The sequence below is a fragment of the Variovorax sp. AC103 genome (genome assembly GCF_979254005.1).
The window spans coordinates 200,902-225,101 of sequence record NZ_CEEDFC010000009.1 but is presented as its reverse complement, the minus strand read 5'-3'; the positions used below and the strand labels follow the sequence as shown (position 1 = coordinate 225,101).

Here is a 24,200-nt window from a genome sequence, read left to right as displayed (position 1 = left end):
TGCGGGCCGGAAGCTCACTGCGCGACGGAGGCGCGCAGGCCGACCACCGGTCCCAGCGTCTCGTTCCAGACCTTGGCGCACACGGGCCCGCAGCGTTGCACCCAGCCCGGCAGCACGCGGGTCGCGAAGATTTCCTGGCGCCGGGCTTCGTCCTGCGGCGACGGCGCCACGGCCACCATGCGGCCCTTGACGGGCTTGCTGCAGCCCGCCGCGCCCGTGTTGCAGGCGATGCCCTCGCCGGTTTCGCGTTCCGACTGGGCCCACACCGCGGCCTCCAGCCGCGGCAGCTCCTTGCGCAGCAGGGCCTGCAGGTCGGGCGGCAGCGCGGCGAGGCTTTCGCGGTTGGCCGCGAAGACCGCCACGCCCCAGCTCAGGGGGGTGGTGTAGAGGGTGCTGGTCAGTTCGTGCAGTCCCAGCGTGTACCCCGACATGGTGCCGGTGATGGCGCAGTCGGTGTTGCCCGACTTCATGTTCGCGATGATCTGGGCGAACTCGGTGTACACCGGCGTGCCGCCGAGCGCCGAGACGAAGTCGGCCTGCGTCGCGCTCGAGACGCGCGTGCGCCTTCCCGCAAGGTCGGCCAGCTGCCGCATCGGCTTGCTGCAGAACACTTCCTGCGCCGGATAGATGTAGACCGCCAGCAGTTCCACGTTGTAGCGCTCGCGCAAGGTCTCGGTCAGGTAGGGGCGGAACGCGCGCACGACCCGGCGCAGCGTCGGAATGTCGGGGTTCAGGCCGGCCATGTCGGGTGCACCCAATTCCGGAAACTGCGTTGACATCTGGCTCATCAACGCGGTGCCGAAGGGCACGACGCCCAGCTGCATCAGGTTGAGCATTTCCTGGCCCGGCACGCCCGCGCGGTCGAAGGGCACGATGCTCGCGGTGTAGCGGCCGCCTGACAGCGCGGCCAGGTCGCGGGTCCAGAACTGTTCCTCGTGCCCCGTGTACTGCGTGACACCGCCCAGGCCGCCGACGATGCGCAGGCGCTGAACGGGCGCCGTCTGCGCGTTGCACAGCGACGCGAAGAACATCAAAAAGACAAGGAAATAAGCCACGAATTTCATCATTACACAGGATCACCTGCGCGGGACGCGCGAACGCGACCCGCAGCGCTCAACGCCGCGGAAGTGATGTCGGAAAGCCGCGCCGACCTGTCCGGCGGCGGGTGCCGCCGGCTTGGGCGGACGTCGGCCTCAGTTGCCGCGATCGTCCGAATGCCTGGCACCCCGGGTGCCGACGCGCTCGCCGACAAAGCGTTCGAGCTCCTGCAGGCCGTCGTCGGTGATGCACTTCACCACGACGATCCGCGGCACCACATAGGCCCCCTTGACTGCCGGCGGCACGTTGAATTCGGCCTCGACCAGGCCCGTGGCCGCCAGGACGGAAATGCGCCGGACGTCTTCCGGCTTCTCCACGCGAAGCGGAAAACGGGCGTGCTGGAGCCTCATCAAGCAAAAGAGTGGCATTCGATCCCCCTGTGCCCGGCATCGTTGTTTTCGCCGCGCCGGCCGGCCCCGAAACGGTGCGGATGAATGTAAACAAACGTCAATATTCCGCAATACCCAATTCGGGTGACCGCACCCCCCGAACACGTAGTCAGAGGTTCTCGTTTTGTGCAGCGCGTTGCTCGAACCCGTGGCGCGGCGCTCAGGCCTGCTGCTGCACGGCGAGGTCGACAAGGCTCAGCGCCGGTGCGAGCGACAGCGCGCGGCGTGCGGCCAGCGCCTGCGCCGCGTCCAGCGTCACCAGCCAGGCGATCTCCCCGGCCACGCTGGTCGCGATCGGCACACCGTCGCGGTACAGCACGCGCGAACCTGCGACGCGCGGCACCTTGGGCCCGTGGACGATGCTGCCCAGCAGGTTGGCGGGGTCGCTGGCCGCGAGCGCAATCAGCGCGCCGTCGCCGGGCTGCCTGCGCACCTGCCGCATCGAAGCGACCGCTTCGGGCAGCGCGAACTGCTCGCCCGACACCCCGGCGATGAAACGGCCACCGCGAATCTCGCCGCGTGCCTCCAGCCGCCGGCACACGCGCACCAGGTCGCGCCAGGGCGGCAGCCATGCGGCCTCGCGTTCGAGCAGGCGCCAGCAGATCACACCGTAGCGGCGCAGCAGCACGTGCACGACCTGCTCCATCGCCTCCGCGGAGCTTGCCGTCATCGTCTCGGCCGCGGCGGGCGGCCGCACCAGGGTCCAGCGCCCCGCATCCTCGATGCCGAACAGCGGCGTGCGGCGGCGCCGCCGTGTGTCGGCCGAGGCCCGCTTCGATGCCGGCACCAGCAAGGCGCGCAGGCCGGCATAGCTGTCGCAGCGCGCGCGGCCTTTGGCGACCAGTTCGGTCAGCGCCTCCTCGATTTCCACCGGCAGCAGCCGCGTGCCCGACGCGATCTCGTCGAAGAAGCAGGCACCGTGCTGCGCCAGGTGCGCGGCCACGCGCATGGCGCGCGAGCCGAGCGTTTCGTCGTCGACGGGGGCCGGCGCCAGGCTGGTCCACAGCGCCGCGCTGCGGCGCGGCAACAGCACGACCGGCGTGGCGCGCAACGACAGGCTGCCTGCTCCCTTGCGGCCTTCCGCGGTGCTCGGGCGCAGCCGCGTCCACAGCACGCGTCCGGCCGTGCACAGGTCGTCGAGCCACGCGCCGGCGTAGTCGCTCACGCGCGCGGGCAGCAGCTCGGCCTCCCACAGCGGCGCGGGCGCCTCGTAGCCTTCGAGCTGCGACAGGATGCCCGACAGCGCTTCCGGCCCGCTCACGCGGGAGGCCGCACCAATGCGCTGCCATTCGAAGAGAAAGCGCACGAAATCGCGCGGTTCCACGGGCTCGATCTCGCGGCGCAGGCGCTTGAGCGTGTAGCGGTGGATGCGCGCGAGCAGGTGGCGCTCGCACCATTCGACGCTTGCCGTGCCCGGCGTGAAGCGGCCTTGCAGCACGCTGCCTTCGGCCTGCAGCGCAAGCAGCGCGCCTTCGACGTCGGCGCTCGGCAGGCACAGCGGCGCGGCCAGTTGCGCCACGGTGACCGGCCCGAGGCCGCCAAGGCGCGAACGCAGCAACTCGCGCAGCGCGGTGTCGCGGTCGGCCGGCTGCTCGGCGTCGGCGGGCGCTTCGATGGCGGGTTGCATGGGTGCATCGGGCGCGACGGCCTGCAGCAGGCGCAGGCGCTCGGCCGTCACCCACAGGCCGCGCGCACCGCGTCCCTTGCCTTCGCGCAGCAGGCGCGTCGCGCGGCCGGCTTTCGCGAGCGCGGCGAGCCATTGCTTCCAGCCGGCACCTCGCGCCACTTCGTGCGCCACCTCGTCGTCGCTCAACGCGCCGAGCATGCCCAGCGCCTCGTGCATCTCGTCGGCGTTGCGCGGTTGCGGCCAGGCCTCTTCGCGCACACTGGCGATGGCGTCCGCGTCGAGCTGGCCGACGTCGTCGGCGCTTTCGGGGTCGGTGTAGCGGCGGTTCTGCACGGCCTGTGTGCGACGTTCTTCCAGCGGCGCGTCGTCCAGGAAGGCGTAGGGGCGCGCGTTCAGCGCTTCCATGGCAAGCGGCGAGGGCGCGGGCAGTTCGCGCGCCAGCACGCGCACCTCGCCCGACTCCATGCGGCGCAGCAGCGCGAGCCAGCCCTCGGCGTCCATCGCGTCGTGCAGGCAGTCGTCCAGGGTCTGCGCCACCAGCGGATGCTCGGGCACCTCGCGCTCGCCCACGAGGTTCTCCGCGCACGCCACCTGGTCGGGGAACACGGCCGCGAGCAGGTCTTCGGAGCGCATGCGCTGCAGCTGCGGCGCCACCTTGCGCCCGCCGCTGAAGCGCGGCAGCGCGAGCGCCGTGGTCGCGTTCCAGCGCCAGCGCACGCCGAACAGCGGTGCGTCGAGTAGCGCCTGCACCAGCACGTGCAGCGCCGAGGCCGAGTGCAGGTAGCGCGCCACCTCGTCGAGCGCGAAGCTGTGGCTGGTGGACAGCGACAGCACGATCGCGTCTTCGGTCGCCGCGGCCTGCAGCTCGAAGTTGAAGGTGCGGCAAAAGCGCTTGCGCAGCGCCAGCCCCCACGCGCGGTTGAGCCGGCTGCCGAAGGGCGAGTGAATCACCAGCTGCATGCCGCCCGAGGCGTCGAAGAAACGCTCCATGACGAGCGTGCGCTGTGTCGGCAGCGCGCCGAGCACGTCGAGCGCGTGCGCGAGGTGCGCCACGATCTGGCGCGCGGCTTCGTCGTCCAGGCCGAGGGTCTGCGTCAGCAGTGCCATCGCGCCGTCGCGGCCGCCTTGTCCGCCTTGTCCGCCCTCTTCCAGCGCCTGCGCCACTTCTTCGCGCAGCCGCGACACGCCGAACGACAACTCGTCGCTGCGCCCCGGCGCCTCGCCGAGCCAGAACGGAATGTTGGGCGCCGCGCCGTGCGCGTCTTCCACCCGCACGCGGCCCGGCTCGATCTTCAGGATGCGGTAGCTGGTGTTGCCGAGCTGGAACACGTCGCCCGCCAGGCTCTCGACCGCGAAGTCCTCGTTGACCGTGCCGATCTTGTCGGCCTGCGGCTCCAGCATGACCGTGTAGTCGCCGGTCTCCGGAATGGTGCCGCCCGAGGTGAGCGCGGTCATGCGCGCGCCCTTGCGCTCGCGCAGCAGGCGGTTCACCGCGTCGCGGTGCACGTAGCCCGCGCGCTGCCCCTGCCGCGTGGTGAAGCCTTCGGACACCATGCGCACCACGTCCATGAAGCGCTCGTGCGTGAGGGTCGCATAGGGCCACGCGCGGCGCACCAGCGCGAAGAGATCGTCCTCCTGCCATTCGCGGCAGGCGGTCTCGGCCACGATCTGCTGCGCCAGCACGTCCAGCGGCGCCGGCAGCACGCGCAGCGCGTCGAGCTCGCCGCGGCGGATGCAGTCGAGCAGGGCGGCGCATTCGACCAACTCGTCGCGCGACTGCGGGAACAGCCGCGCCTTCGGCACGCCGCCCACCGCGTGGCCCGAGCGCCCCGCACGTTGCAGGAAGGTGGCGATGGCGCGCGGCGAGCCGAGCTGGCACACCAGGTCGACGTCGCCGATGTCCAGGCCCAGCTCCAGCGACGCGGTCGCCACCAGCACCTTCAGCTCGCCGCGCTTGAGGCGCTGCTCGGCGTCCAGGCGCGTCTCTTTCGACAGGCTGCCGTGGTGCGCGGCCACGGCCTCCTTGCCGAGGATGTCGCCCAGGTGCCGCGCCGCGCGTTCGGCCATGCGGCGCGTGTTGACGAACACCAGCGTGGTCTTGTGCAGCCACACCAGCTCGGCCACGCGGGCGTACACCTGCGTCCACTGGTCGCCCGACATCACGGCTTCCAGCGGCGTCGGCGGCAGCTCGAGCGCCAGGTCCCGCTGCTTGGCATAGCCGATGTCGACCACGGCGCAGTTGGCCGTGCCGTCGGCGTGCAGCGCACCGGCGCCGACCAGGAAGCGCGCCACCTCGTCGATCGGCTTCTGCGTGGCCGACAGGCCGATGCGCACCGGCCGCGCGCCTGTGTGCGCCACGCACAGCGCCTGCAACCGTTCCAGCGACAGCGCAAGGTGGCTGCCGCGCTTGCTCGCGGCAATGGCGTGGATCTCGTCGACGATCACGCTGCGCACGTTCGAGAGCATCTTGCGGCCCGACGCCGAACCCAGCAGCACATAGAGCGACTCCGGCGTGGTCACCAGGATGTGCGGCGGCCGGCGCAGGCTCTGCTGGCGCTCGCGCTGCGGCGTGTCGCCGGTGCGCACGGCGGTGCGAATGTCGACGTCGGGCAGGCCGAGCGCCGCCAGCGCGGCGCGAATGCCCGCGAGCGGCGCGTCGAGGTTCAGGCGGATGTCGTTGGACAGCGCCTTCAGCGGCGAGACGTAGACGACGGCGGTTTCATCCGGCAGCCCGCCCGCCGCCAGCCCCCGGCGCACCAGGTCGTCCAGCGCGGCCAGGAAAGCGGTGAGCGTCTTGCCGGAGCCGGTGGGCGCCGCGACCAGCGTGTCGCGTCCGGCGCGAATCGCCGGCCACGCCGCGACCTGAGCGGACGTGGGGCCGGGAAAGGCTCCAAGGAACCACTGGGCGACGGCGGGGTGGAACGGGTTCAGGGTCACGGGGGCGGACAGGCACGCGACGGCATGCGCCTGCAGCCACGAAGATCGGGACTGCGCGGGCAAATGTCAAGGCACGGCCCTCTCAGCTGCGGTCCGCCTGACCCGGAATGCGCTGCACGAAGTGAAGAAAGTTGTCCAGCTCGGTCGACTTGTCGAACACGGCGTCGGCACCCAGCGCCAGGCACTGCGCCCGCATCTCGCGCGTCGCGTAGTTCGACAGGATCACCACGAGCTGGTGCGGCGCGCGCTGCTCGCAGCCGCGCAAGACCCCCAGCCCGGAACCCTCCTTCAGAAAGAGATCGACGACAGCCACGTCCCAGTCGCCGTCGTGCGACTTCAGCCAATGAATGGCCTGTGCCTCGGTCTCTGCGGTTCCCAGCACACGGGCTCTGGTCAGGTCCTCGAGCGTGGGGATGAGCTGGTCGCGAATCGTCTTGTTGTCCTCGACGAGGAATGTGATGACAGCCATTTTTTTTCCCTGAAATTCTCTGTGTGTCCCTGGTGCCGACGGTGAGGCGAAGCCTGTACGGCCGTGGTGGTCCATGCACGCGTGTCGCTGTGAGCGGGTCTCCTACGCCGGACCTACCGGCCGATCTCCATGCCCTGCGACCTCGCGGACGTTGGCTTGCCCGCTGGAGGGACCTGCTGCATCGGGCTCAACCGCGCCGCGCGCCCGCTGCCCGGGGCGCCGTGCCCAGCAGGTGCGCCAGCGGCAGCGCCGTCTCGGACTTGATCTCCCGCAGCACGATGCTCGAACGCACATGCGTCACGCCTGGCAGGCTGAACAGCACCTCGTGCAAGAAGCGCTCGTAGTGCTTCATGTCCGGCACGGTCACGTGGAGGATGTAGTCCGCCGGCCCGGTGGCCGACACGCAGCGGATGATCTGCGGGCTCGCGGCCACCACTTCCTCGAAGCGCTGCACCAGCGCCTCGCTGTGCCGGTCGAGGTTCACCTCGGCCACGGCCGACACATGCAGGCCCACCAGTTCGGGGTCGACCAGGGCCGTGTAGCCGCGGATCACGCCGGCCGCTTCCATGTCCTTGATGCGCTTCCAGCAGGGCGTGGGCGACAGCCCGACGGCCTCGGAGATCTGCTGCACCGTCTGCCGCCCGTCGTGCTGCAGCGCAGAAAGAATCTTGAGGCAATGCTCGTCAAGAGAAACAGAACCAACGTTCATGGCGATTTTCGAGAGGATTATTCTTCAAACAAGGGTCTGCGCCAGTGTATTGAAGAAACACTTCCTCCGGGTGCGGCAGAACAATTCCGGGCATGAACGCCCCACACACCGCAACCGCACTCAGACGGCCCGACTACCAGCTCTCCGACAACCTCTGGGCCGACGCCGGCTCGGTCTTCCTCACCGGCACCCAGGCGCTGATCCGCATCCTGGCGATGCAGGGCCGGCGCGACGCGGCGCGCGGCCTGCACACGCAGGGCTTCGTCAGCGGCTACCGCGGCTCGCCGCTGGGCATGGTCGACCAGGCCATCTGGAAGGCCGGCGAGCGCTTCAAGCAGACCGGCATCCGCTTCGTGCCTGCCGTCAACGAAGAGCTGGCCGCCACGCAGGTGCTGGGCACGCAGCGCGTCGAGTCCGACCCCGAGCGCACCGTCGAGGGCGTGTACGCCATGTGGTACGGCAAGGGCCCGGGCGTGGACCGCGCGGGCGACGCACTCAAGCACGGCAACGCCTACGGCTCGTCGCCGCACGGCGGCGTGCTGGTGGTGGCGGGCGACGACCACGGCTGCGTGTCGTCGTCGATGCCGCACCAGAGCGACCACGCCTTCATGGCCTGGCGCATGCCGGTGATGCAGCCCGCCAGCGTGGCCGAGTACCTGGAGTTCGGCCTGTACGGCTACGAGCTGTCGCGCTACTCGGGCGCCTGGGTCGGCATGGCGGCGCTGTCCGAAATTGTCGAGAGCGCAGGCACGGTGGACCTCGACGCGGTCAACGCGCGCGTCGCCGCCTGGGAAGACGCCGACGCCGTGCGCGCCGCCACCGGCCACCGTCCGCCGCCCGACGGCCTGCACTACCGCTGGCCCGACCTGCCTTCGCTGCGCATCGAGTCGCGCCTCGAAGACAAGCTCGCGGCCGTGGCCGCCTTCACCCAGCGCAACAGCATCGACCGCCACGTCATCGTGAGCCCGCATGCCAAGGTGGGCATCGTCACCTGCGGCAAGGCGCACCACGACCTGATGGAGGTGCTGCGCCGGCTCGAGCTCTCGCCCGAGCAGCTCGCGCGCGCCGGCGTGCGGCTGTACAAGGTGGGCCTGAGCTTTCCGCTGGAGCAGACGCGCCTGAAGGCCTTTGCGCAGGGGCTCGACGAGATCCTCGTCGTGGAAGAAAAGGGTGCCGTGGTCGAGACGCAGCTGCGCGACATCTTCTACAACGCGCCTGCCGGTGCGCGCCCCGTGCTCGTGGGCAAGCACGACCGCGCGGGCCTGCCGCTGGTGTCGGCCCTGGGTGAGCTGCGCCCTTCGCGCCTCATCGAGCTGGTGGCGCACTGGCTGGCCGTGCACTTCCCCGACAACCACGACCTGGGCGACCACCTGCAGCATGTGCGCGACTTCACGCCGCCCGAGCTGCTGGGCAACGCGAGCGACGCGGTCAAGCGCCTGCCGTACTTCTGCGCCGGCTGCCCGCACAACACCAGCACCAAGGTGCCCGAAGGCTCCACCGCGCGCGCGGGCATCGGCTGCCACTTCATGGCCAACTGGATGGACCGCAGCACGGCGGGGCTCATACAGATGGGCGGGGAGGGCGTCGACTGGATCTCGCACGCCATGTTCACCAAGACGCCGCACGTCTTCCAGAACCTGGGCGACGGCACCTACTACCACTCGGGCTATCTCGCGATCCGCCAGGCCGTGGCCGCCAAGGCCACGCTCACCTACAAGATCCTGTTCAACGACGCGGTCGCCATGACCGGCGGGCAGCCGGTCGACGGCGTCATCAGCGTGGACGCCATCGCGCGGCAGGTCGAGTCCGAAGGCGTCACCAAGGTGGTGGTCGTGAGCGATGCCATCGGCAACTACGACGCCATCAGGAACCGCTTTCCGGCGGGCACCGAGTTCCACGACCGCGCCGCGCTCGACGAGGTGCAGCGCCGCCTGCGCGAGATGCCCGGCGTGACCGTGCTCATCTACGAGCAGACCTGCGCCGCCGAGAAGCGCCGCCGCCGCAAGAAGGGCGAGCTGGCCGAGCCGCCCAAGCGCCTGTTCATCAACGAGGCCGTGTGCGAAGGCTGCGGCGACTGCACCGTGCAGAGCAACTGCGTGGCCGTGCTGCCGCAGGAAACGCCGATGGGCCGCAAGCGCAAGATCGACCAGACCAGCTGCAACAAGGACTACTCCTGCGCCAAGGGCTTCTGCCCCAGCTTCGTGGGCGTCACCGGCGGCAAGCTGCGCCGCAAGAGCGGCGCGCTGGCCGCGGGGCGCGATGCCTTCCTGCACCGCGTGGCCGCGCTGCCGCACCCCGCGCCGCACGCATGGAGCGCGCCGTACGACCTGCTCGTGACCGGCGTGGGCGGCACCGGCGTGGTGACCGTGGGCGCGGTCATCGCCATGGCCGCGCACCTCGAAGGCAAGTCCGCCAGCGTGCTCGACTTCATGGGCTTCGCGCAGAAGGGCGGCTCGGTGCTGAGCTTCGTGCGCCTGGCGGACGCGCCCGAGCGGCTCAACCAGGTGCGCATCGACACCCAGCAGGCCGACGCCATCCTGGCGTGCGACGTGGTGGTGGGCGCATCGGCCGATGCGCTGCAGACCGTGCGGCACGGGCGCACGCGCGTGCTTGCGAACATCCACGAGATCCCGGTGGCCGAGTCGCTGCGCAACCCCGACGCCGATCTGCACGTCGACCTGCTGCTGGAGAAGATGCGCTTCGTCGCGGGCGAGGAACAGGTCGAGACCTTCGACGCGCAGAGCCTGGCCGAAGAGTTCCTGGGCGACACGCTGGCCGCCAACATCGTGGCGACCGGCTACGCATGGCAGCGCGGCCTGGTGCCGCTGAGCCTGGAGGCGCTGATGCATGCGATCGAACTCAACGGCGTGGCCGTGGCGGCCAACCAGTCGGCCTTCTCGCTGGGTCGGCTCGCGGCGGGCGACCCCGCCGCGCTCGACCAGTTGCGCGCGGCGCCGACGAATGCGCAAGCGCAGCAGGCCGACGAGCGCCCGCTGGAGGCGCTGCTGGCCGATGCGCGCCGCCATCTCACCGGCTACCAGAACGCCGCGTGGGCGGCCCGCTTCGAGACGCGCATTCGCGCGCTGCAGCAGGCCGAGTCCGCGCTGCCGGGCGGCGACACCAGCCTGCCTTTCACGCGCAATGCGGCGCGCAGCCTGCTCAAGCTCATGAGCTACAAGGACGAGTACGAAGTGGCGCGGCTCTACACCGACGGCGCCTTCCTGCAGAAGCTGAAAGACCAGTTCGAAGGCGATCTGAAGCTCGAGTTCCACATGGCACCGCCGCTGCTCGCGCGCCCGGCGAACGGGCAGGCGCCGGTCAAGGTGCGCCTTGGCGCCTGGATGCTGCCGGCCATGAAGTGGCTGGCGCACGGCAAGCGGCTGCGCGGCACCGCCTTCGACCTGTTCGGCTACACCGAAGAGCGCCGCATCGAGCGCGAGCTGATCGCGCACTTCGACGGCCTGCTGCAGGACATGTGCACCGAGCTCACCGCCGACAACCAGTCGACCGCGGCGCGCGTGGCCGTGCTGCCGATGTCGGTGCGCGGCTTCGGGCATGTGAAGTTGGACAACCTCGCGTCGGCGCGCGTTCGCGAAGCCGAGTTGCTGCACCGCTTTGCGCCGTCGCGCTATGCGAAGCCGGCGTCGGCCGAAGGCGCGCCGACGGCAGGCCAGATTCGCGGCATCGCGATCGTGGCCGGCTCAGGGGCCTGAGCGAGGCGCGCGCGCCGCTCAGGCTTGCGACTGGAGGCTCACGATTTCCTGCTTGAGAAACGCGAGAAAGGGCTCCCGAAGCGCTGCCTCCATGTGCGCGGGCAGCGCGACGGGCTCGTTCGAGCCGGTCAGCAGCTCGTCGCCCTTTTCCGTGATTTGCAGCGCGCTGGCATCCACGCTCTGCAACGCAATGCGCACCGGCGCTTCCATCAGGTCCTTGCCGTACAAGGCCTGCGTGGTCAGTGCAAGGCCGTAAGGACCGCCGAACAGCGGGAAATCCACCAGCGCAAACTGCAGCGTTTCATTGGCCGGAACCTGGAACTTGCCGGCCACCTTGCCGAGCTTTTTCGACAGCTTGGGGTTGAGCGGGTCGAGCAGCGTATCGGCCGCGCCGTGGTCGGCCACCAGTTCGGACAACTTCCATGTGCGCTGCGGTGCCTGCCGCTGGCTGGCATGTTGCGCGTGGTATTCGATGGTTGCGCTCACGACCGGCGCCAGCAGCGCGCCGCATCGCTCGAGCAGCATCGGCTCGGGCAAGCCCGACACGCCGGCCCAGTCCTTCCAGGACTTGTAGCGTTCGAGCAGCGTCGATACGAACGAGGGCACTTCGCCGATGCGCCCGGGCAGCACGTGGCTTTGCGCCATTGGCGCCGCCAGCAGCACCGTGAAATCGTCCTGCACGTACATCGCCTGGTCGGTCAGCAGAAACCCCTGCGACGCTCGCTTGCCGCTGAGCCGATTCATCGCGTGATAGCCGAGAAACAGAAGCGGAATCTCGTCGCCCACGTGGGGCTTGGGCAGGTACATCTGCTCGACGGCCTGCGCGAAAACCTGCGGTGCGTCTTCGTGGTCGGGGTGGTCGGTCTGGTCGGGCAGGAAGAGGAAGGCGGACAGGCCGGAATCCGGCAAGGTGCCGATGCGCTGCTGCACTTGCGCGCGCAACGCCATGCCGTGTCGCGAAAGCTCGGGCGGCAGCGTGCCCAAGTGGTCGTTGAAAGACGAATAGACGAGCGTCATTCTGGATCCTCCCTGATGTTGTTGATTTGGCTGTGCGACCCGAAATCCATTCCGATTGCGCGGCCCGGCGGCGTGATTGATCGTGCACGTCGTCGCAGTGTCGGCGCCGGTCGTCGGTTGCGTGCCTGTATCGAAATGCGCCCGCCGATTCGATGCGAACGCGTTGTTCGACGACCCTCGAGCCGGGCAAAACTTACCGCAGAAGGGGCACGGTGACAAGAACGACGCTCCCGGCTGAGGCACGGTCGGGACTCGTGGTTTTGCGCGCTCGCGCGTCCGTCTATCGGCGTGGCGTCACACTGTCTTGCTTGTCGGTCACGCTCGTGCGTTGCAATAGCGCAGGTGCGTGGCGGCTGGACCCGCCAGAACGCTGTCGATTCGAAACTGCGTCCCAAGCTCGCCCAGGTTCTCGAACAGGCGCCGCCCGCTGCCGAACAACACCGGCGCCAGGGCGATCTCCAATTCGTCGATGGCACCGAGTTTCAGGTACTGCTGGATCACGTCCGCGCCGCCGGCGATGCGAATGTCACGCCCGCCGGCGGATTCCCGCGCGAGCGCCAGGGCACGTTCCGGCCCGTCATTGATGAAGTGGAAGGTCGTGCCGCCGGGGCGCACCCAGGGCTCGCGCTTTTCATGGGTCAGCACGTAGACCGGCGTGTGAAACGGCGCGTCGTCGGGCCAGGCGACCTCGCCCTGGTCGAACATCCGCTTGCCCATGATGTTGGCGCCGATGCGCTCGAAGGTGCTGCGAACCAGGTCATTGACCGGGCCGGTTTCTCCCCCGGGTCCGAGCTTGAGGACGTTCTCGCGAAAGTGCTGCAGCTTGACCAGCCAACCCATCATTGCCCCCCACTTGGCGCCCCAGTTCTTGTAGCCGGGGTCGTCCATGGTCATCCCTTCGGGGGCCATGTAGCCATCGAGGCTGAGTCCGATGTTGACGAATACTTTGCTCATGGGGCTGGCCTTCCATCCTTGTTGTGAACGCTGTCCACAATTATGTCCTGGAGAAGTGGATGGTGTCCACAGGAGCCGATTCGCGACACATGCGGCAGCCACTCGACGAGTTCGCGCGAGCGAGCCAGCTGGAGCCCCTGGGCATGTCGGGCGAAGAATGGAGCTGAATGGGCAGAGACAGCGACGCCGGCGGTGGCCTTCGCATGCGTCCGAGGGACATGGCGAAGATCGGACAGCTCGGCAAGCTCAGACGGCTTGCCGCTTCTTTACTGCAGACCTCGGCGCCTCGCTTCGCGCCAGCCAGAGTCCGCTTGCAACGATCAGTGCTCCGCCGCCCAGCGTCCATGCATCGGGCGCGGCCTTCCATATCCACCAGTCGAGCATCAACCCCCACGCAAGGGCGCTGTATTCGAACGGAGCGATGGCAGCGGCCTGGCCGTGCCGGAAGGCTTCGGCGATGGCCATCTGGCCCAGGAAGCCGCTGATGGCCAGGCCCGCGAGCACCCACATGTGCTGGGGCTGAATGGGCACCCATTGCGGCACCGCCAGCAAGGTGCCTCCCACCGCCATGCCGGCGGTCGTCCAGAAGACCAATGCGGCGCTGGGTTCCGTGCGGCTGATGAGCCGGCCCAGCATGTTCGACAGCGCATAGAAGACCGCAGCGACCAGCACCGCCAGCGCACCCATCGAGAGAAAGGCGCCCTGCTCGGGCCGCAGTGCGATCACCACGCCGATGAAGCCCAGCCCGATGGCGATCCAGTGCCGGGGCTGCACCGACTCGCCCAGCATCGGCACCGCGATGAGCACCATCAACAGCGGAGCGATGAAGGTGAGCGTGTAGGCCTCGGCCAGGCCGAGGGTCTTCAGGCCATGCACAAAGAGCACGAGCATCGCCATGTTCAGCACGGTGCGCAGCAGGTGCAGCCGCCACCGCAGCCGGCGGTTGAAGACGCCGCCGGCCTCGCGCCGCCATGCGATGTACAGGCACACCAGGGGCAGCGCGGTGAGGCCGCGCAGTGCCATCACCTGCACCGGCGGGTAGTGCCCGGCCAGGTTCTTGAGCAGCGCGTCCATGCACGCAAAGAAGGCGCAGGCCAACAGCATCGCAGCGATGCCGCGCAGGGTTCCGGTCGATTGCATGGGAGGTTTGTCTTGCACCAGTGGCCGGGGAGGGGCCTTGTTCTTGACCGCCTAGCATAGGTGCTGCCGGCAGTCGGCCGACGGTGCAGTGCCGGGTGGTCGCGTTGCGCACGGAGCGTGCACAAGGTCGGCCCCATATGGCCCGTGTTTCTGCGGGATTCCACCAAGTCTTGCGAGCTGCCAGTGCGGCGCATACTCGCCGCAGAGCCGCGCGCCGGCCCCTTCGGGCTCCCGGGCGACCGTCAGGAGACAACGCTTTGCAGCGAACCGACATAGCCAACCCGGCCTACTTTCACAAGGTGGTCGATTGCCAGTACGCCTGTCCGGCGCACACGCCCGTCCCTGAATACATCCGCATGATCGCGCAGCGCCGCTATGGCGACGCCTACATGATCAATTGGGTGTCCAACGTCTTTCCCGGCATCCTGGGGCGCACCTGCGACCGGCCCTGCGAGCCTGCCTGCAGGCGTGGGCGCGTGGAGGAAAGCAACGCCCAGGCCCCCGAACCGGTGGCGATCTGCCGGCTCAAGCGCGTGGCCGCCGACATGAAGGACGACGTGCGCGCGCGCATGCCCAGGCCCGCGCCGAAGAACGGCAAGCGCATTGCCTGCGTCGGCGCGGGCCCGGCGTCGCTCACCGTTGCGCGCGACCTGGCACCGCTGGGCTACGAGGTGACGGTGTTAGACGCCGAGGCCAAGGCCGGCGGCTTCATCCGCACGCAGATCCCGCGCTTTCGCCTGCCGGAGTCGGTGATCGACGAGGAGACGGGCTACATCCTCGACTTGGGCGTCGAGTTCCGCGGCGGCGAGCGCATCGGCTCGATGAAGGCCTTGATGGCGCAGGGCTGGGACGCGATCTTCGTCGGCTGCGGCGCGCCGCGCGGACGGGACCTCGACGTGCCCGGCCGCCAGGAAGCGGCGGCGAGCATCCACATCGGCATCGACTGGCTCAACTCGGTTTCGTTCGGCCACGTCAGCAGGATCGGGCGGCGCGTGATCGTGCTGGGCGGCGGCAACACGGCCATGGACTGCTGCCGCTCGGCGCGCCGCCTGGGCGGCACCGACGTGAAGGTCGTCGTGCGCAGCGGCTTCGACGAAATGAAGGCTTCGCCCTGGGAAAAGGAAGACGCCCAGCACGAGGGCATTCCGATCATCGACTTCCACGTGCCCAAGGCCTTCGTGCACGAGGAGGGCAAGTTGCTGGGCATGCGCTTCGAGATCGTCCGTGCCGAATACGACAACCGGGGCCGCCGCACGCTGGTGCCAACAGGCGAGCCCGACGCCTACTTCGAATGCGACGAAGTGCTGGTCGCCGTGGGACAGGAAAACGCGTTCCCCTGGATCGAGCGCGACTGCGGCGTTGGCTTCGACAAGTCGGGCCTGCCGACGCTCGACAAGAACACCTTCCAGTCGACGGTGCCCCACGTGTTCTTCGGCGGCGACGCGGCCTTCGGCCCCAAGAACATCATCACCGCCGTGGCCCACGGCCACGAGGCCGCGGTGTCGATCGACAAGCTGCTGCGCGCCGAGCCGGTGTACGTGCGCCCCGCGCCCATGACCAACCTGGTGTCGCAGAAGATGGGCATCCACGAGTGGAGCTACGACAACGACACCTCCAACGACCTGCGCTACAAGGTGCCCTGGGCCAAGGCCGAGACGGCGCTGGCGAACATTCGCGTGGAGGTGGAGCTGGGCTTCGACGCAGCCACCGCCTTCAAGGAGGCCGAGCGCTGCCTGAACTGCGATGTGCAGACCGTGTTCACCGAGCCCGCTTGCATCGAATGCGATGCCTGCGTGGACATCTGCCCGATGGACTGCATCAGCTTCATCGACAACGCGGACGAAGCCGAGCTGCGGCCACGGCTGAAGGCGCCGGCGCTCAACTTGGCGCAAGACCTGTACGTGTCCGGCGGGCTCAAGACGGGCCGCGTGATGGTCAAGGACGAAGACGTCTGCCTGCACTGCGGCCTGTGCGCCGAGCGCTGCCCCACGGGCGCCTGGGACATGCAGAAGTTCCTGCTGAAGATGACGCCCGCAGGGCAGGGGGTGGCGGCATGAGCGCCATTCCACAGATCGAAGGCATCAACGACTTCGTCATCAAGTTCGCCAACGTCAACGGCTCGGGTTCGGCCTCGGCCAACGAGCTGTTCGCCAAGGCCATCCTGCGCATGGGCGTGCCGGTGAGCCCGCGCAACATCTTCCCGAGCAACATCCAGGGCCTGCCGACCTGGTACGAGGTGCGCGTGACCGAAGAGGGCCACCTGGGGCGGCGCGGCGGCACCGACATGATGGTGGCGATGAACCCCCAGACCTGGGACGCCGACGTGGCCGAACTGGAGCCCGGCGGCTATCTTTTCTACGACAGCACGCGCCCGCTGCCGCCGTCGAAGTTCCGCAGCGACATCCGCGTGATCGGCATGCCGCTCACCGAGATCTGCAACGCCGTTTATCAAGACCCGCGCCAGCGCCAGCTGTTCAAGAACATCGTGTACGTGGGCGCGCTGGCCATCCTGCTCGGCATCGAGCCCGAGGTGGTGGAAAAGCTGTTCGGCGAGCAGTACAAGGGCAAGGAGAAGCTGCTGGCCTCCAACGTGCAGGCGCTGCACCTGGGCTGCGACTTCGCCAGGGAAAACCTGCGCGAACCCGTGGGCCTGAAGGTGCGGCGTGCCGACCGGGTGGGCAACCGCATCTTCGTGGACGGCAACAGCGCCGCGGCACTGGGCTGCGTGTACGGCGGCGCCACCGTGGCGGCCTGGTATCCGATCACGCCGTCGTCTTCGGTGGCCGAGGCCTTCCAGAAATACTGCACCAAGTTCCGCGTCGATCCGGCCACCGGCCAGCACCGCTTTGCCATCGTGCAGGCCGAAGACGAGCTCGCCTCCATCGGCATGGTGGTGGGCGCCGGCTGGAACGGCGCGCGCGCCTTCACGCCCACCTCGGGGCCGGGCATTTCGCTGATGACCGAGTTCATCGGCCTGGCCTACTTTGCGGAGATTCCCGTCACGCTCATCAACGTGCAGCGCGGCGGCCCTTCCACCGGCATGCCCACGCGCACGCAGCAGGCCGACATTCTTTCGTGCGCGTATGCGTCGCATGGCGACACCAAGCACGTGCTGCTGTTTCCCGAAGACCCGCACGAGTGCTTCGAGCACGCAGCCGCCGCGCTGGACCTGGCCGACCGGCTGCAGACGCCCGTGTTCCTGATGACCGACCTGGACATCGGCATGAACCAGCGCCTGTGCGAGCCCTTTGCCTGGGACGACGCCAAGGCCTACGACCGCGGCAAGGTCATGACCGCCGAAGAGCTGGAGGCGGGCCGCGACTTCGGCCGCTACAAGGACGTGGACGGCGACGGCATTCCCTGGCGCACGCTGCCGGGCACGCACCCGACCAAGGGCAGCTACTTCACGCGCGGCACCACGCGCGACGCCTACGCCCGGTATTCGGAGCGCGGGCCCGACTACATCTACAACATGGAGCGGCTGCTGAAGAAGTTTGCGACCGCGGCCACGCTGGTGCCGCAGCCGGTGCCGCGGCCGGCCGCGCAAGCCACCGAGCTGGGCGTGATCTATTTCGGTTCGACCAGCCCGTCGATGCACGAGGCGCTGGACGCGCTGGAGGCGCAGGGCATCCACCTGAACGCGCTGCGGCTGCGCGCCTTTCCCTTCCCCCAGAGCGTGGTGCAGTTCCTGGCGCAGCACAGGCAGGTGTTCGTGGTCGAGCAGAACCGCGACGCGCAGATGCGCAGCTTGCTGGTCAACGAGCTGGACGCCGACCCGGCCCGGCTGGTGCGGGTGCTGCATTTCGACGGCACGCCCATCACGGCGCGCTTCATCGTCGAGGCGATCGGCACGCACCTGCAGCAGACGCAGGCACAGGCGCATGCGTCCCGCGCCACCCCCACGAAGGAATGGAAGGAATCCGCATGACCTACCTTGCCAAGCCACGCCTGCGCCACCCGACGCTGGCCACCAACAAGGTCGGCTACACGCGGCGCGACTACGAGGGCAAGATCTCCACGCTGTGCGCCGGTTGCGGGCACGACTCGATCTCCGCCGCCATCATCGAGGCCTGCTGGGAGCTGGACATCGAGCCGCACCGCGTGGCCAAGCTCTCGGGCATCGGCTGCAGCTCCAAGACGCCCGACTATTTTCTGGGCGCGTCGCACGGCTTCAACACCGTGCACGGCCGCATGCCCAGCGTGCTCACCGGCGCCAACCTCGCCAACCGCGACCTGCTGTACCTGGGCGTGTCGGGCGACGGCGACTCGGCCTCCATCGGCCTGGGCCAGTTCGCCCATGCCATGCGGCGCGGCGTGCGCATGGCCTACATCGTGGAGAACAACGGGGTCTATGGGCTGACCAAGGGCCAGTTCTCGGCCACCGCCGACCAGGGCTCCAAGAGCAAGAAGGGCGTCGTCAACACCGACAACCCCGTGGACCTGGTGGCCATGGCGCTGCAGCTGGGCGCCAGCTACGTGGGGCGGGGCTTCTCGGGCAACAAGGCGCAGCTGGTGCCGCTGATCAAGGGGGCCATCAGCCACGGCGGGTCTGCCTTCATCGACGTGCTCAGCCCTTGCGTCGCCTTCAACAACCACCCTGGCAGCACCAAGAGCTACGACTACGTGCGCGAGCACAACGAGGCGGTGAGCCGCATCGACTTCATCAGCGGGCGGGAAGAAATCACCGTCGACATGGGGCCGGGCGAAGTGCTGGACGTGCGCCAGCACGACGGCACGCTGCTGCGCCTGCGCAGCCTGCACCCCGACTACAACCCCGGCGACCGCTACGCCGCCATGGCCTACATGCAGCGGCACCACGAGATGGGCGAGGTGGTGACGGGCCTGCTCTACGTCGACCCGCTGGCCACCGACCTGCACACGGCGCTCAACACCAGCGACCGGCCGCTCAACGCGCTGGGCCCGGCCCAGCTCTGCCCCGGCACCCAGGCGCTGGAGCGGCTCAACGCCTCCTTGCGCTGAGCGGCGGCCGGGCGCACCATCACGCCACTTCCGGAGGTCGCACCATGGCCGAGCGCACTGTTTTTCAGTCCATCTCGCGCACGCATGTCGTCAGCCTGGGCCCGCAGGCCAGCGTGCGCGACGCCGCCTGCGTGATGACGCGCGCCAACTGCGGCAGCGTGCTCGTCATGGAGCTGCCCGACACCCTGCTGGGCATCCTGACCGAGCGCGACCTGATGACCCGGGTGCTGGCCCGCGGGCTCGACGCCGATCGCACGGCGGTGCGCGAGGTGATGACGCCCAACCCGATCTGCGTGCCACCCGACATGCGGGTGTCCGACGCCGTGGTGCTGATGCTCGAACGGGGCTTTCGCCATCTGCCGCTGGTGTCGGGAACGAAGATTCTCGGCGTGTTCTCGGTGCGCGACGCGCTGCCGCGGGAGATCGGCACGGCCCTCAGCCAGACGGAGTTCAACGAGCAGGGGAAGGATGTTTTGGGGTGAGGAACGGCATTGGAGCCCTGCGGTTCTTTGCCGCTGTCGCCGCGCTGCACGCGGCTGCGTTCGCGTACCTGTCGGACTTGTGGCTCAACTTTGCGGCCATGGGCATTCGTGTGCGCGCAGCGGGACCGCGATGGGGAGCGGCCGCATGTGGCGAGCCGGAACCATGCGATCTAGGTTCATCGTCCGTTCAGTGCGGATGGGCGGCTTTGCTTCGAGGTGCGGAGCGGGGGAGGAGTCGTCCATTGCGGCGGTGCGCGACTTGAACGGGGTGTTGGTGGCTAGTGCCACTCAGGAGGGTTTGAATACGCCTGGGAACATTTGAACTAAAGCCGTTGCTACCTAATGGCGGCTACGCCGCCTGAATCAGACTTTCAATTCAACGGCCTCAGCCACCGATCATCGTCACATTCGATGCTCGATGCCCCGCTTTCATCCCATGTTCATGGGAGAACGCTCGTAAACCCCTGCCCGATCACAGAAGCGGGGGTACACACTCCAGCGCTCATTGGAACGAGGAGATGTCATGAAGAAGGTTGCAATACTGATCGCCGCGCTTTGCTTGAGCTGTGGAGTACTCGCGCACTCAGGAGGTACTGACAAAAATGGCTGTCATCGCGACAACAAGAATGGGGGCTCCCACTGCCACTGACGAGCCCCGAAAAAATCTAAGCTATCTCAATAGCAACGCTCGATTTGAGATCTGGCGTTTCGAGCCTGAACCCGCTTCGCAGCAATTGCCGACCTATACCGCCCGCAGACGTACTCACGCCGACTGGCGCCAAGCAGCCGTTCAGCTCGAAATTCTGTCACCACTGGAAGTGGCGGGGCGCCCCAACCTGATCGGCCGTTAGCCTCATAAGCGCCTCGTGTCCACCACAACTCACGGTGAATACGTGGACACTATCTTGGTGTCAAAGTCCCATCATCGGCTCGAACCAAAACTTCGGAGACGACGAATGCCAGTGGAGAAGATTTTTAGTTTCCTGACCTATCCGAAAAAGAATCAGCCGGAAGTAGCGGTCGTCAGTGGGACGCAGATCCCGCTGGATAACGGAAAGCTTTGCAAGATGCTCACCGACATTTACGACAACGCGGGCAAAGACTGCAATGTGCCTGTCATGTTCGTCTCCGACGGCGAGAATCAGGAAAACGCCGTGAGAACCGAGCTGCTCGCGTTGCTGCAGAAGCCGTCGGTGTCCGCCTCTACCCCACTGGCGAAACGGTTGCAGGCTTCGACGGGGGGAGTATCCGGGATGGGATTGTTGTTCATCTGCATCGGCAAGGACGGCGAGAGCGATACGCGCGTAGTGATCTCCCGCTTTCCGGCGGACGAAGGCATCGTGGCCGAGAAGAAGAGCGAGAGGCTTACCGTCAGCTTCGTCGAGCAGGTCTTCATGAAAAGCGCCTATTCCTATAAGGCGGCAACGTATCTTTGGGACGGCACGCCAACCCAGCTCTGGAAGGGACACGTCGTCGACAAGCAGGTAAACCACGGTAGCAAAGCTGTCGCCGATTACTGGATCGTCGATTTTCTGCGCTCCGAGTTCTCCACTACCGCGGCGCAGGGGACGAAGCGGTTGGCGAAAGCGATCAAGGGAGCCCTTCAGGCGACGACCGACATCGCGATCAAAACGCAGCTCACGTCGGCGGTGCAATTGGCCGCCAACATTTCGAAGAAGTCCATGACGATCTCGGAGTTCTGCGACAGCTTCCACATGTCCGACGCTGCGAAGCAAGCCATCATCGCCAAGGTCGATCCGCCGCGGCTGGTCCACGAGAAGTTTCGCTTCGACGTCACGGAGTTTTCGCGCCACTTGGCATACAAGCAAGTGGAGTTGGACACGGGCGCCATGATGACCGCGCCGGCTGAGAAGTTCGACGAGTGCTTCAAAACCGAGCACCACAAGGACAAAGCTGTCTTTGTCGCTGCTGGGCACATCGTCGATGAAAAGCTTAAGAGCACGAAATGACGAAAGACGAGTTGCTTTCCGAATACAGCGCGCGTCACGGGACCATCCTGGCGCCGCTCGCGAGCAAGTTGCAAGCGCACATTCAGGAAACGCTGACCGGCATCCCGCGCATCGACCGGGTGTCCGCCCGCGCGAAGAGCCCTGATCGATTTCTGGGTAAAGCGATGAAGCGCAAGGACGACGGCGCGCTGAAATACGAGCACCCCTTCGAACAGATTCAGGATCTCGTTGGCGCGAGGGCGATCGTCTTTTACAAGCAAGATGTGGACGCTGTGAGCGCGGCGGTCGACCGCTACTTTCGCCGCATCGAGGGCAAGGATTTGGTGCCCGACGCCGTGAACCAATTTGGCTACGTCGGCAGGCACTTCATCTTGGCGATGCCTGAAGACGTGATCGACGACGACGCGGACCGTGCAAAGATGCCTGAGTTCTTCGAGCTGCAGGTAAAGACGCTCTTTCAGCACGCCTGGAGCGAGGCGGAGCACGATCTAGCCTATAAGCCGAGCGAGCCTCTTTCCACCTTGCAGCAGCGGCAGATCGCGTTCACGGCCGCGCAGGCATGGGGGGCCGATCAGATTTTCGAGCAATTGCATACGGAGCTTGGCTCCTCTCACGCGGGGTAAGCGCCGTGCTTGCGAGCGCGCAGGCGCTTCAGGCAGCCGCGTCTGCTATGTCTTCCGCGCTGTAGACGCGCTCGTTCATCTCGTAGGGAAAGTCCCAGGCACTCATATGTCCCCTCCATCCTCGATTGCTAGATGAGCCGAGCAAGCTCCATTTGTTCTTCGTACTCTGTGCGCATGCTGACAATGGCTGCACGCGCCCGTGCGGACATTTCGTGGCTCTGCTTCTCCAGTCGCGAAAAATCGCCGTCAAGCTGAACGTCGCCTCGGGCTAGTGCCATGACCTTGTTAACTTGGATCATCAACTTATCCTGAGCTTCGATAAGAAACTCTTGGTATGCCTCGCGACGCTCAACGATTCGCACTGATACCTTAAGCAACAGGTCACTCGCAGAGCTCCTATTCGCCTCATGCGCTTTGTAGTCCCGCTGCAAAAGGTCGTTTAGCTGAATCCAAGTCTCTTCTTTGTGCAGGTACTCCGCCATCGCCTCATGCTCGCGAATTTGATGCACTGACTTGTCGCGCTCGCGCGTCGACTCAGTTAACTGATTATTTAAGTGGTTGTACTGGCGCTTCAGCGCTCGGATTGCTTCGGCTTTGCCACGAGCCAGCCATGCCATTTCGTTGACCTGAGAGAAAAACTCTCGAACCTGATACGCCGACTCCGTTTCGCCCCAAACCCACAGCTTGTTCACGTTGGCGCTCATCACCGCAATTTCAGTGAAAGTGATTTCCTTGTCGAGGTCGCTTTCGGGCAAGCTAGCGATTAAGCCTTGCACCTTTTGATAGTCCGCAAGCATGCCGCTATAAATCTCTTGCCGAGCCTTCGTGACGCGATCGAGTCTCGCGCGTTCATGTTCGGCTTTGATCTCTCGTTCCTGCCGCTCCCTGTCATCGGCCAGTTGCCTGTCTTGGGAATTCCTGCTGAACTTCAGCTGCTTGTTTGTATTCCAGATGGTTACCAGCACCGCTATCGCTGGAACGACTGCTGCCCAAAAAGTCGGATCGACATACCAGTCCTTGTCCTTCTTTCCATCTTGTAACTGAACGGTGATCGCGTTATATGCCGGGGTCACAGGCACCGTCGCGGCTTGAGGCCCAGTTGGCCCGGGCACAGGTGCTGATGCAGCCTGCGCGGGAGCAGCAACGGTGGGTACGGGTTGGGCGACAGCAGTGGTGATCATGGCCGCGCCATTGTGCCTACGGCGTTCTTTAAAGGGTCATGGAGAGATCGATCTATCAACTAAATAGTCGAACTACGAAAGCTTCACGATCGCATCATCAACCTCGCACTGAACCGAAAGCCATGGTCAAGCCAGCATTACGAGGCGCGTCACATATTCCTCGCAGCATGGGAGGCAAGGACGAATTCGGCAACCTCTGCGGCTGACCCCGAATGAGCACTACGTCATTCACCTTCTGCTATGGAAGCCGGACTTTGACAATCAGATATTCAGCGTGCAATGCTTCATCAACGACAGCATCAACATCCGCAGACCACACCGCTTCGGCCAGTTCCGCTGGACCAAACGCGTGTGCCGCGCCGTTGCCTTGCAGGGTATCCACAACTCACGGGACCATCCGAGCCCCTCACATCTGGCGATTGAACGCTAGCAGTGATCTGGGCACCTGGCAGTCCGCACTCAATAGACGGGCGGCGAAATTCGCAGCCCGTCAGACCGGCCGCTAGGTGCCGGTCGCAGGCGCCTCCTTCCGCGCCTTCTCGTTCAGCTGAAACAACTCCCCAGCCTTCCGCGCCAGTTCAGCCGCAAGCCAAAGCAAGTTGTCCAGTTGCCGAGGCCCATCCCCGCTGAACCAGTCGATGTCTTCCCCGTGGCAGACCCACAGGAGAGCTTCGAGCTGAGAGAGGGTGTTTTCAAGAAGATCCGCCGAGTCTTGGGCGTTGTCTTCGGAAGCTCCGGGCGTGGGTGGCCGGGCTATAGTCTTGGTAGCCATTTTTGTGCGTTCCTTCCAAGGTTGTTGCACTGATTTGGTTAGACGGTCGGGATGCTAGTAACACCCCGGCCGTCGCCTTTGATACCTCGCATCTGCATCGCTGCTTTCGCACCGACAACCTGCCGCGAGGCAAGCAGCC

Annotated in this window: 19 protein-coding genes; 9 read left to right on the top strand and 10 right to left on the bottom strand. The window is 66.7% G+C overall.

What is annotated here, in order from left to right:
* Positions 1-14: 14 nt before the first annotated feature.
* From AC0IYU_RS15625 to AC0IYU_RS15605, 5 genes are all read right to left on the bottom strand, one after another.
* The gene (locus AC0IYU_RS15625) at positions 15-1,055 is read right to left on the bottom strand and encodes a TRAP transporter substrate-binding protein (RefSeq protein WP_472118472.1); all 1,041 of its coding nucleotides are present in this window, start codon (positions 1,053-1,055) and stop codon (positions 15-17) included.
* Positions 1,056-1,193: 138 nt separating this feature from the next.
* Positions 1,194-1,415, bottom strand: a complete 222-nt coding sequence (locus AC0IYU_RS15620) for a hypothetical protein (RefSeq protein WP_472118469.1) — start codon at positions 1,413-1,415, stop codon at positions 1,194-1,196.
* A gap of 232 nt (positions 1,416-1,647) precedes the next feature.
* Complete coding sequence (locus AC0IYU_RS15615; RefSeq protein ID WP_472118466.1) at positions 1,648-6,051, bottom strand: DEAD/DEAH box helicase; 4,404 nt, start codon at positions 6,049-6,051, stop codon at positions 1,648-1,650.
* 82 nt (positions 6,052-6,133) lie between these two features.
* The gene (locus tag AC0IYU_RS15610) at positions 6,134-6,520 is read right to left on the bottom strand and encodes a response regulator (RefSeq protein ID WP_435485880.1); all 387 of its coding nucleotides are present in this window, start codon (positions 6,518-6,520) and stop codon (positions 6,134-6,136) included.
* Positions 6,521-6,707: 187 nt separating this feature from the next.
* Entirely contained in the window at positions 6,708-7,229 is a 522-nt protein-coding gene (locus AC0IYU_RS15605) for an Lrp/AsnC family transcriptional regulator (RefSeq protein ID WP_472118463.1), read from the bottom strand.
* A gap of 92 nt (positions 7,230-7,321) precedes the next feature.
* Here AC0IYU_RS15605 and AC0IYU_RS15600 point away from each other — a divergent pair, with 92 nt between their 5' ends.
* On the top strand, positions 7,322-10,942 hold the full coding sequence (locus tag AC0IYU_RS15600; protein ID WP_472118461.1) for an indolepyruvate ferredoxin oxidoreductase family protein: 3,621 nt from the start codon (positions 7,322-7,324) through the stop codon (positions 10,940-10,942).
* An 18-nt stretch (positions 10,943-10,960) separates the two neighbouring features.
* On the opposite strand, the gene AC0IYU_RS15595 is transcribed toward AC0IYU_RS15600, so the two are convergent.
* From AC0IYU_RS15595 to AC0IYU_RS15585, 3 genes are all read right to left on the bottom strand, one after another.
* The gene (locus AC0IYU_RS15595; protein ID WP_472118459.1) at positions 10,961-11,959 is read right to left on the bottom strand and encodes a hypothetical protein; all 999 of its coding nucleotides are present in this window, start codon (positions 11,957-11,959) and stop codon (positions 10,961-10,963) included.
* 315 nt (positions 11,960-12,274) lie between these two features.
* The gene (locus AC0IYU_RS15590) at positions 12,275-12,913 is read right to left on the bottom strand and encodes a dihydrofolate reductase family protein (protein WP_472118456.1); all 639 of its coding nucleotides are present in this window, start codon (positions 12,911-12,913) and stop codon (positions 12,275-12,277) included.
* A 246-nt stretch (positions 12,914-13,159) separates the two neighbouring features.
* Complete coding sequence (locus AC0IYU_RS15585) at positions 13,160-14,053, bottom strand: DMT family transporter (protein WP_472118453.1); 894 nt, start codon at positions 14,051-14,053, stop codon at positions 13,160-13,162.
* Between the two features lie 257 nt (positions 14,054-14,310).
* Between AC0IYU_RS15585 and AC0IYU_RS15580 the strand changes: the two genes are divergently transcribed.
* The 8 genes from AC0IYU_RS15580 to AC0IYU_RS15545 all read left to right on the top strand — a co-directional run bounded on the left by AC0IYU_RS15580 (position 14,311) and on the right by AC0IYU_RS15545 (position 22,108).
* Positions 14,311-16,110 carry an FAD-dependent oxidoreductase gene (locus AC0IYU_RS15580; RefSeq protein WP_472118451.1) on the top strand — a complete coding sequence of 600 codons (1,800 nt, stop codon included), beginning with the start codon at positions 14,311-14,313 and terminating at the stop codon, positions 16,108-16,110.
* Positions 16,107-17,981, top strand: a complete 1,875-nt coding sequence (locus tag AC0IYU_RS15575) for a 2-oxoacid:acceptor oxidoreductase subunit alpha (protein WP_472118448.1) — start codon at positions 16,107-16,109, stop codon at positions 17,979-17,981. The genes AC0IYU_RS15580 and AC0IYU_RS15575 overlap by 4 nt, the downstream gene beginning before the upstream one ends.
* Positions 17,978-19,033, top strand: coding sequence for a 2-oxoacid:ferredoxin oxidoreductase subunit beta (locus AC0IYU_RS15570; protein WP_472118445.1), 1,056 nt, complete (start codon positions 17,978-17,980; stop codon positions 19,031-19,033). Before AC0IYU_RS15575 ends, AC0IYU_RS15570 begins: the two co-directional genes overlap by 4 nt.
* A gap of 44 nt (positions 19,034-19,077) precedes the next feature.
* Positions 19,078-19,515, top strand: a complete 438-nt coding sequence (locus AC0IYU_RS15565) for a CBS domain-containing protein (protein WP_435485869.1) — start codon at positions 19,078-19,080, stop codon at positions 19,513-19,515.
* Between the two features lie 523 nt (positions 19,516-20,038).
* Positions 20,039-20,164, top strand: a complete 126-nt coding sequence (locus tag AC0IYU_RS15560; protein WP_472118442.1) for a YHYH domain-containing protein — start codon at positions 20,039-20,041, stop codon at positions 20,162-20,164.
* The gene (locus AC0IYU_RS15555; protein ID WP_472118575.1) at positions 20,118-20,366 is read left to right on the top strand and encodes a hypothetical protein; all 249 of its coding nucleotides are present in this window, start codon (positions 20,118-20,120) and stop codon (positions 20,364-20,366) included. The genes AC0IYU_RS15560 and AC0IYU_RS15555 overlap by 47 nt, the downstream gene beginning before the upstream one ends.
* A gap of 105 nt (positions 20,367-20,471) precedes the next feature.
* Positions 20,472-21,485 carry a hypothetical protein gene (locus AC0IYU_RS15550; RefSeq protein ID WP_472118439.1) on the top strand — a complete coding sequence of 338 codons (1,014 nt, stop codon included), beginning with the start codon at positions 20,472-20,474 and terminating at the stop codon, positions 21,483-21,485.
* On the top strand, positions 21,482-22,108 hold the full coding sequence (locus AC0IYU_RS15545; RefSeq protein WP_472118436.1) for a GTP pyrophosphokinase: 627 nt from the start codon (positions 21,482-21,484) through the stop codon (positions 22,106-22,108). Before AC0IYU_RS15550 ends, AC0IYU_RS15545 begins: the two co-directional genes overlap by 4 nt.
* A gap of 128 nt (positions 22,109-22,236) precedes the next feature.
* On the opposite strand, the gene AC0IYU_RS15540 is transcribed toward AC0IYU_RS15545, so the two are convergent.
* Positions 22,237-23,289 carry a hypothetical protein gene (locus AC0IYU_RS15540; RefSeq protein ID WP_472118433.1) on the bottom strand — a complete coding sequence of 351 codons (1,053 nt, stop codon included), beginning with the start codon at positions 23,287-23,289 and terminating at the stop codon, positions 22,237-22,239.
* A 502-nt stretch (positions 23,290-23,791) separates the two neighbouring features.
* Positions 23,792-24,061, bottom strand: a complete 270-nt coding sequence (locus tag AC0IYU_RS15535) for a hypothetical protein (RefSeq protein ID WP_472118431.1) — start codon at positions 24,059-24,061, stop codon at positions 23,792-23,794.
* Positions 24,062-24,200: the final 139 nt, after the last annotated feature.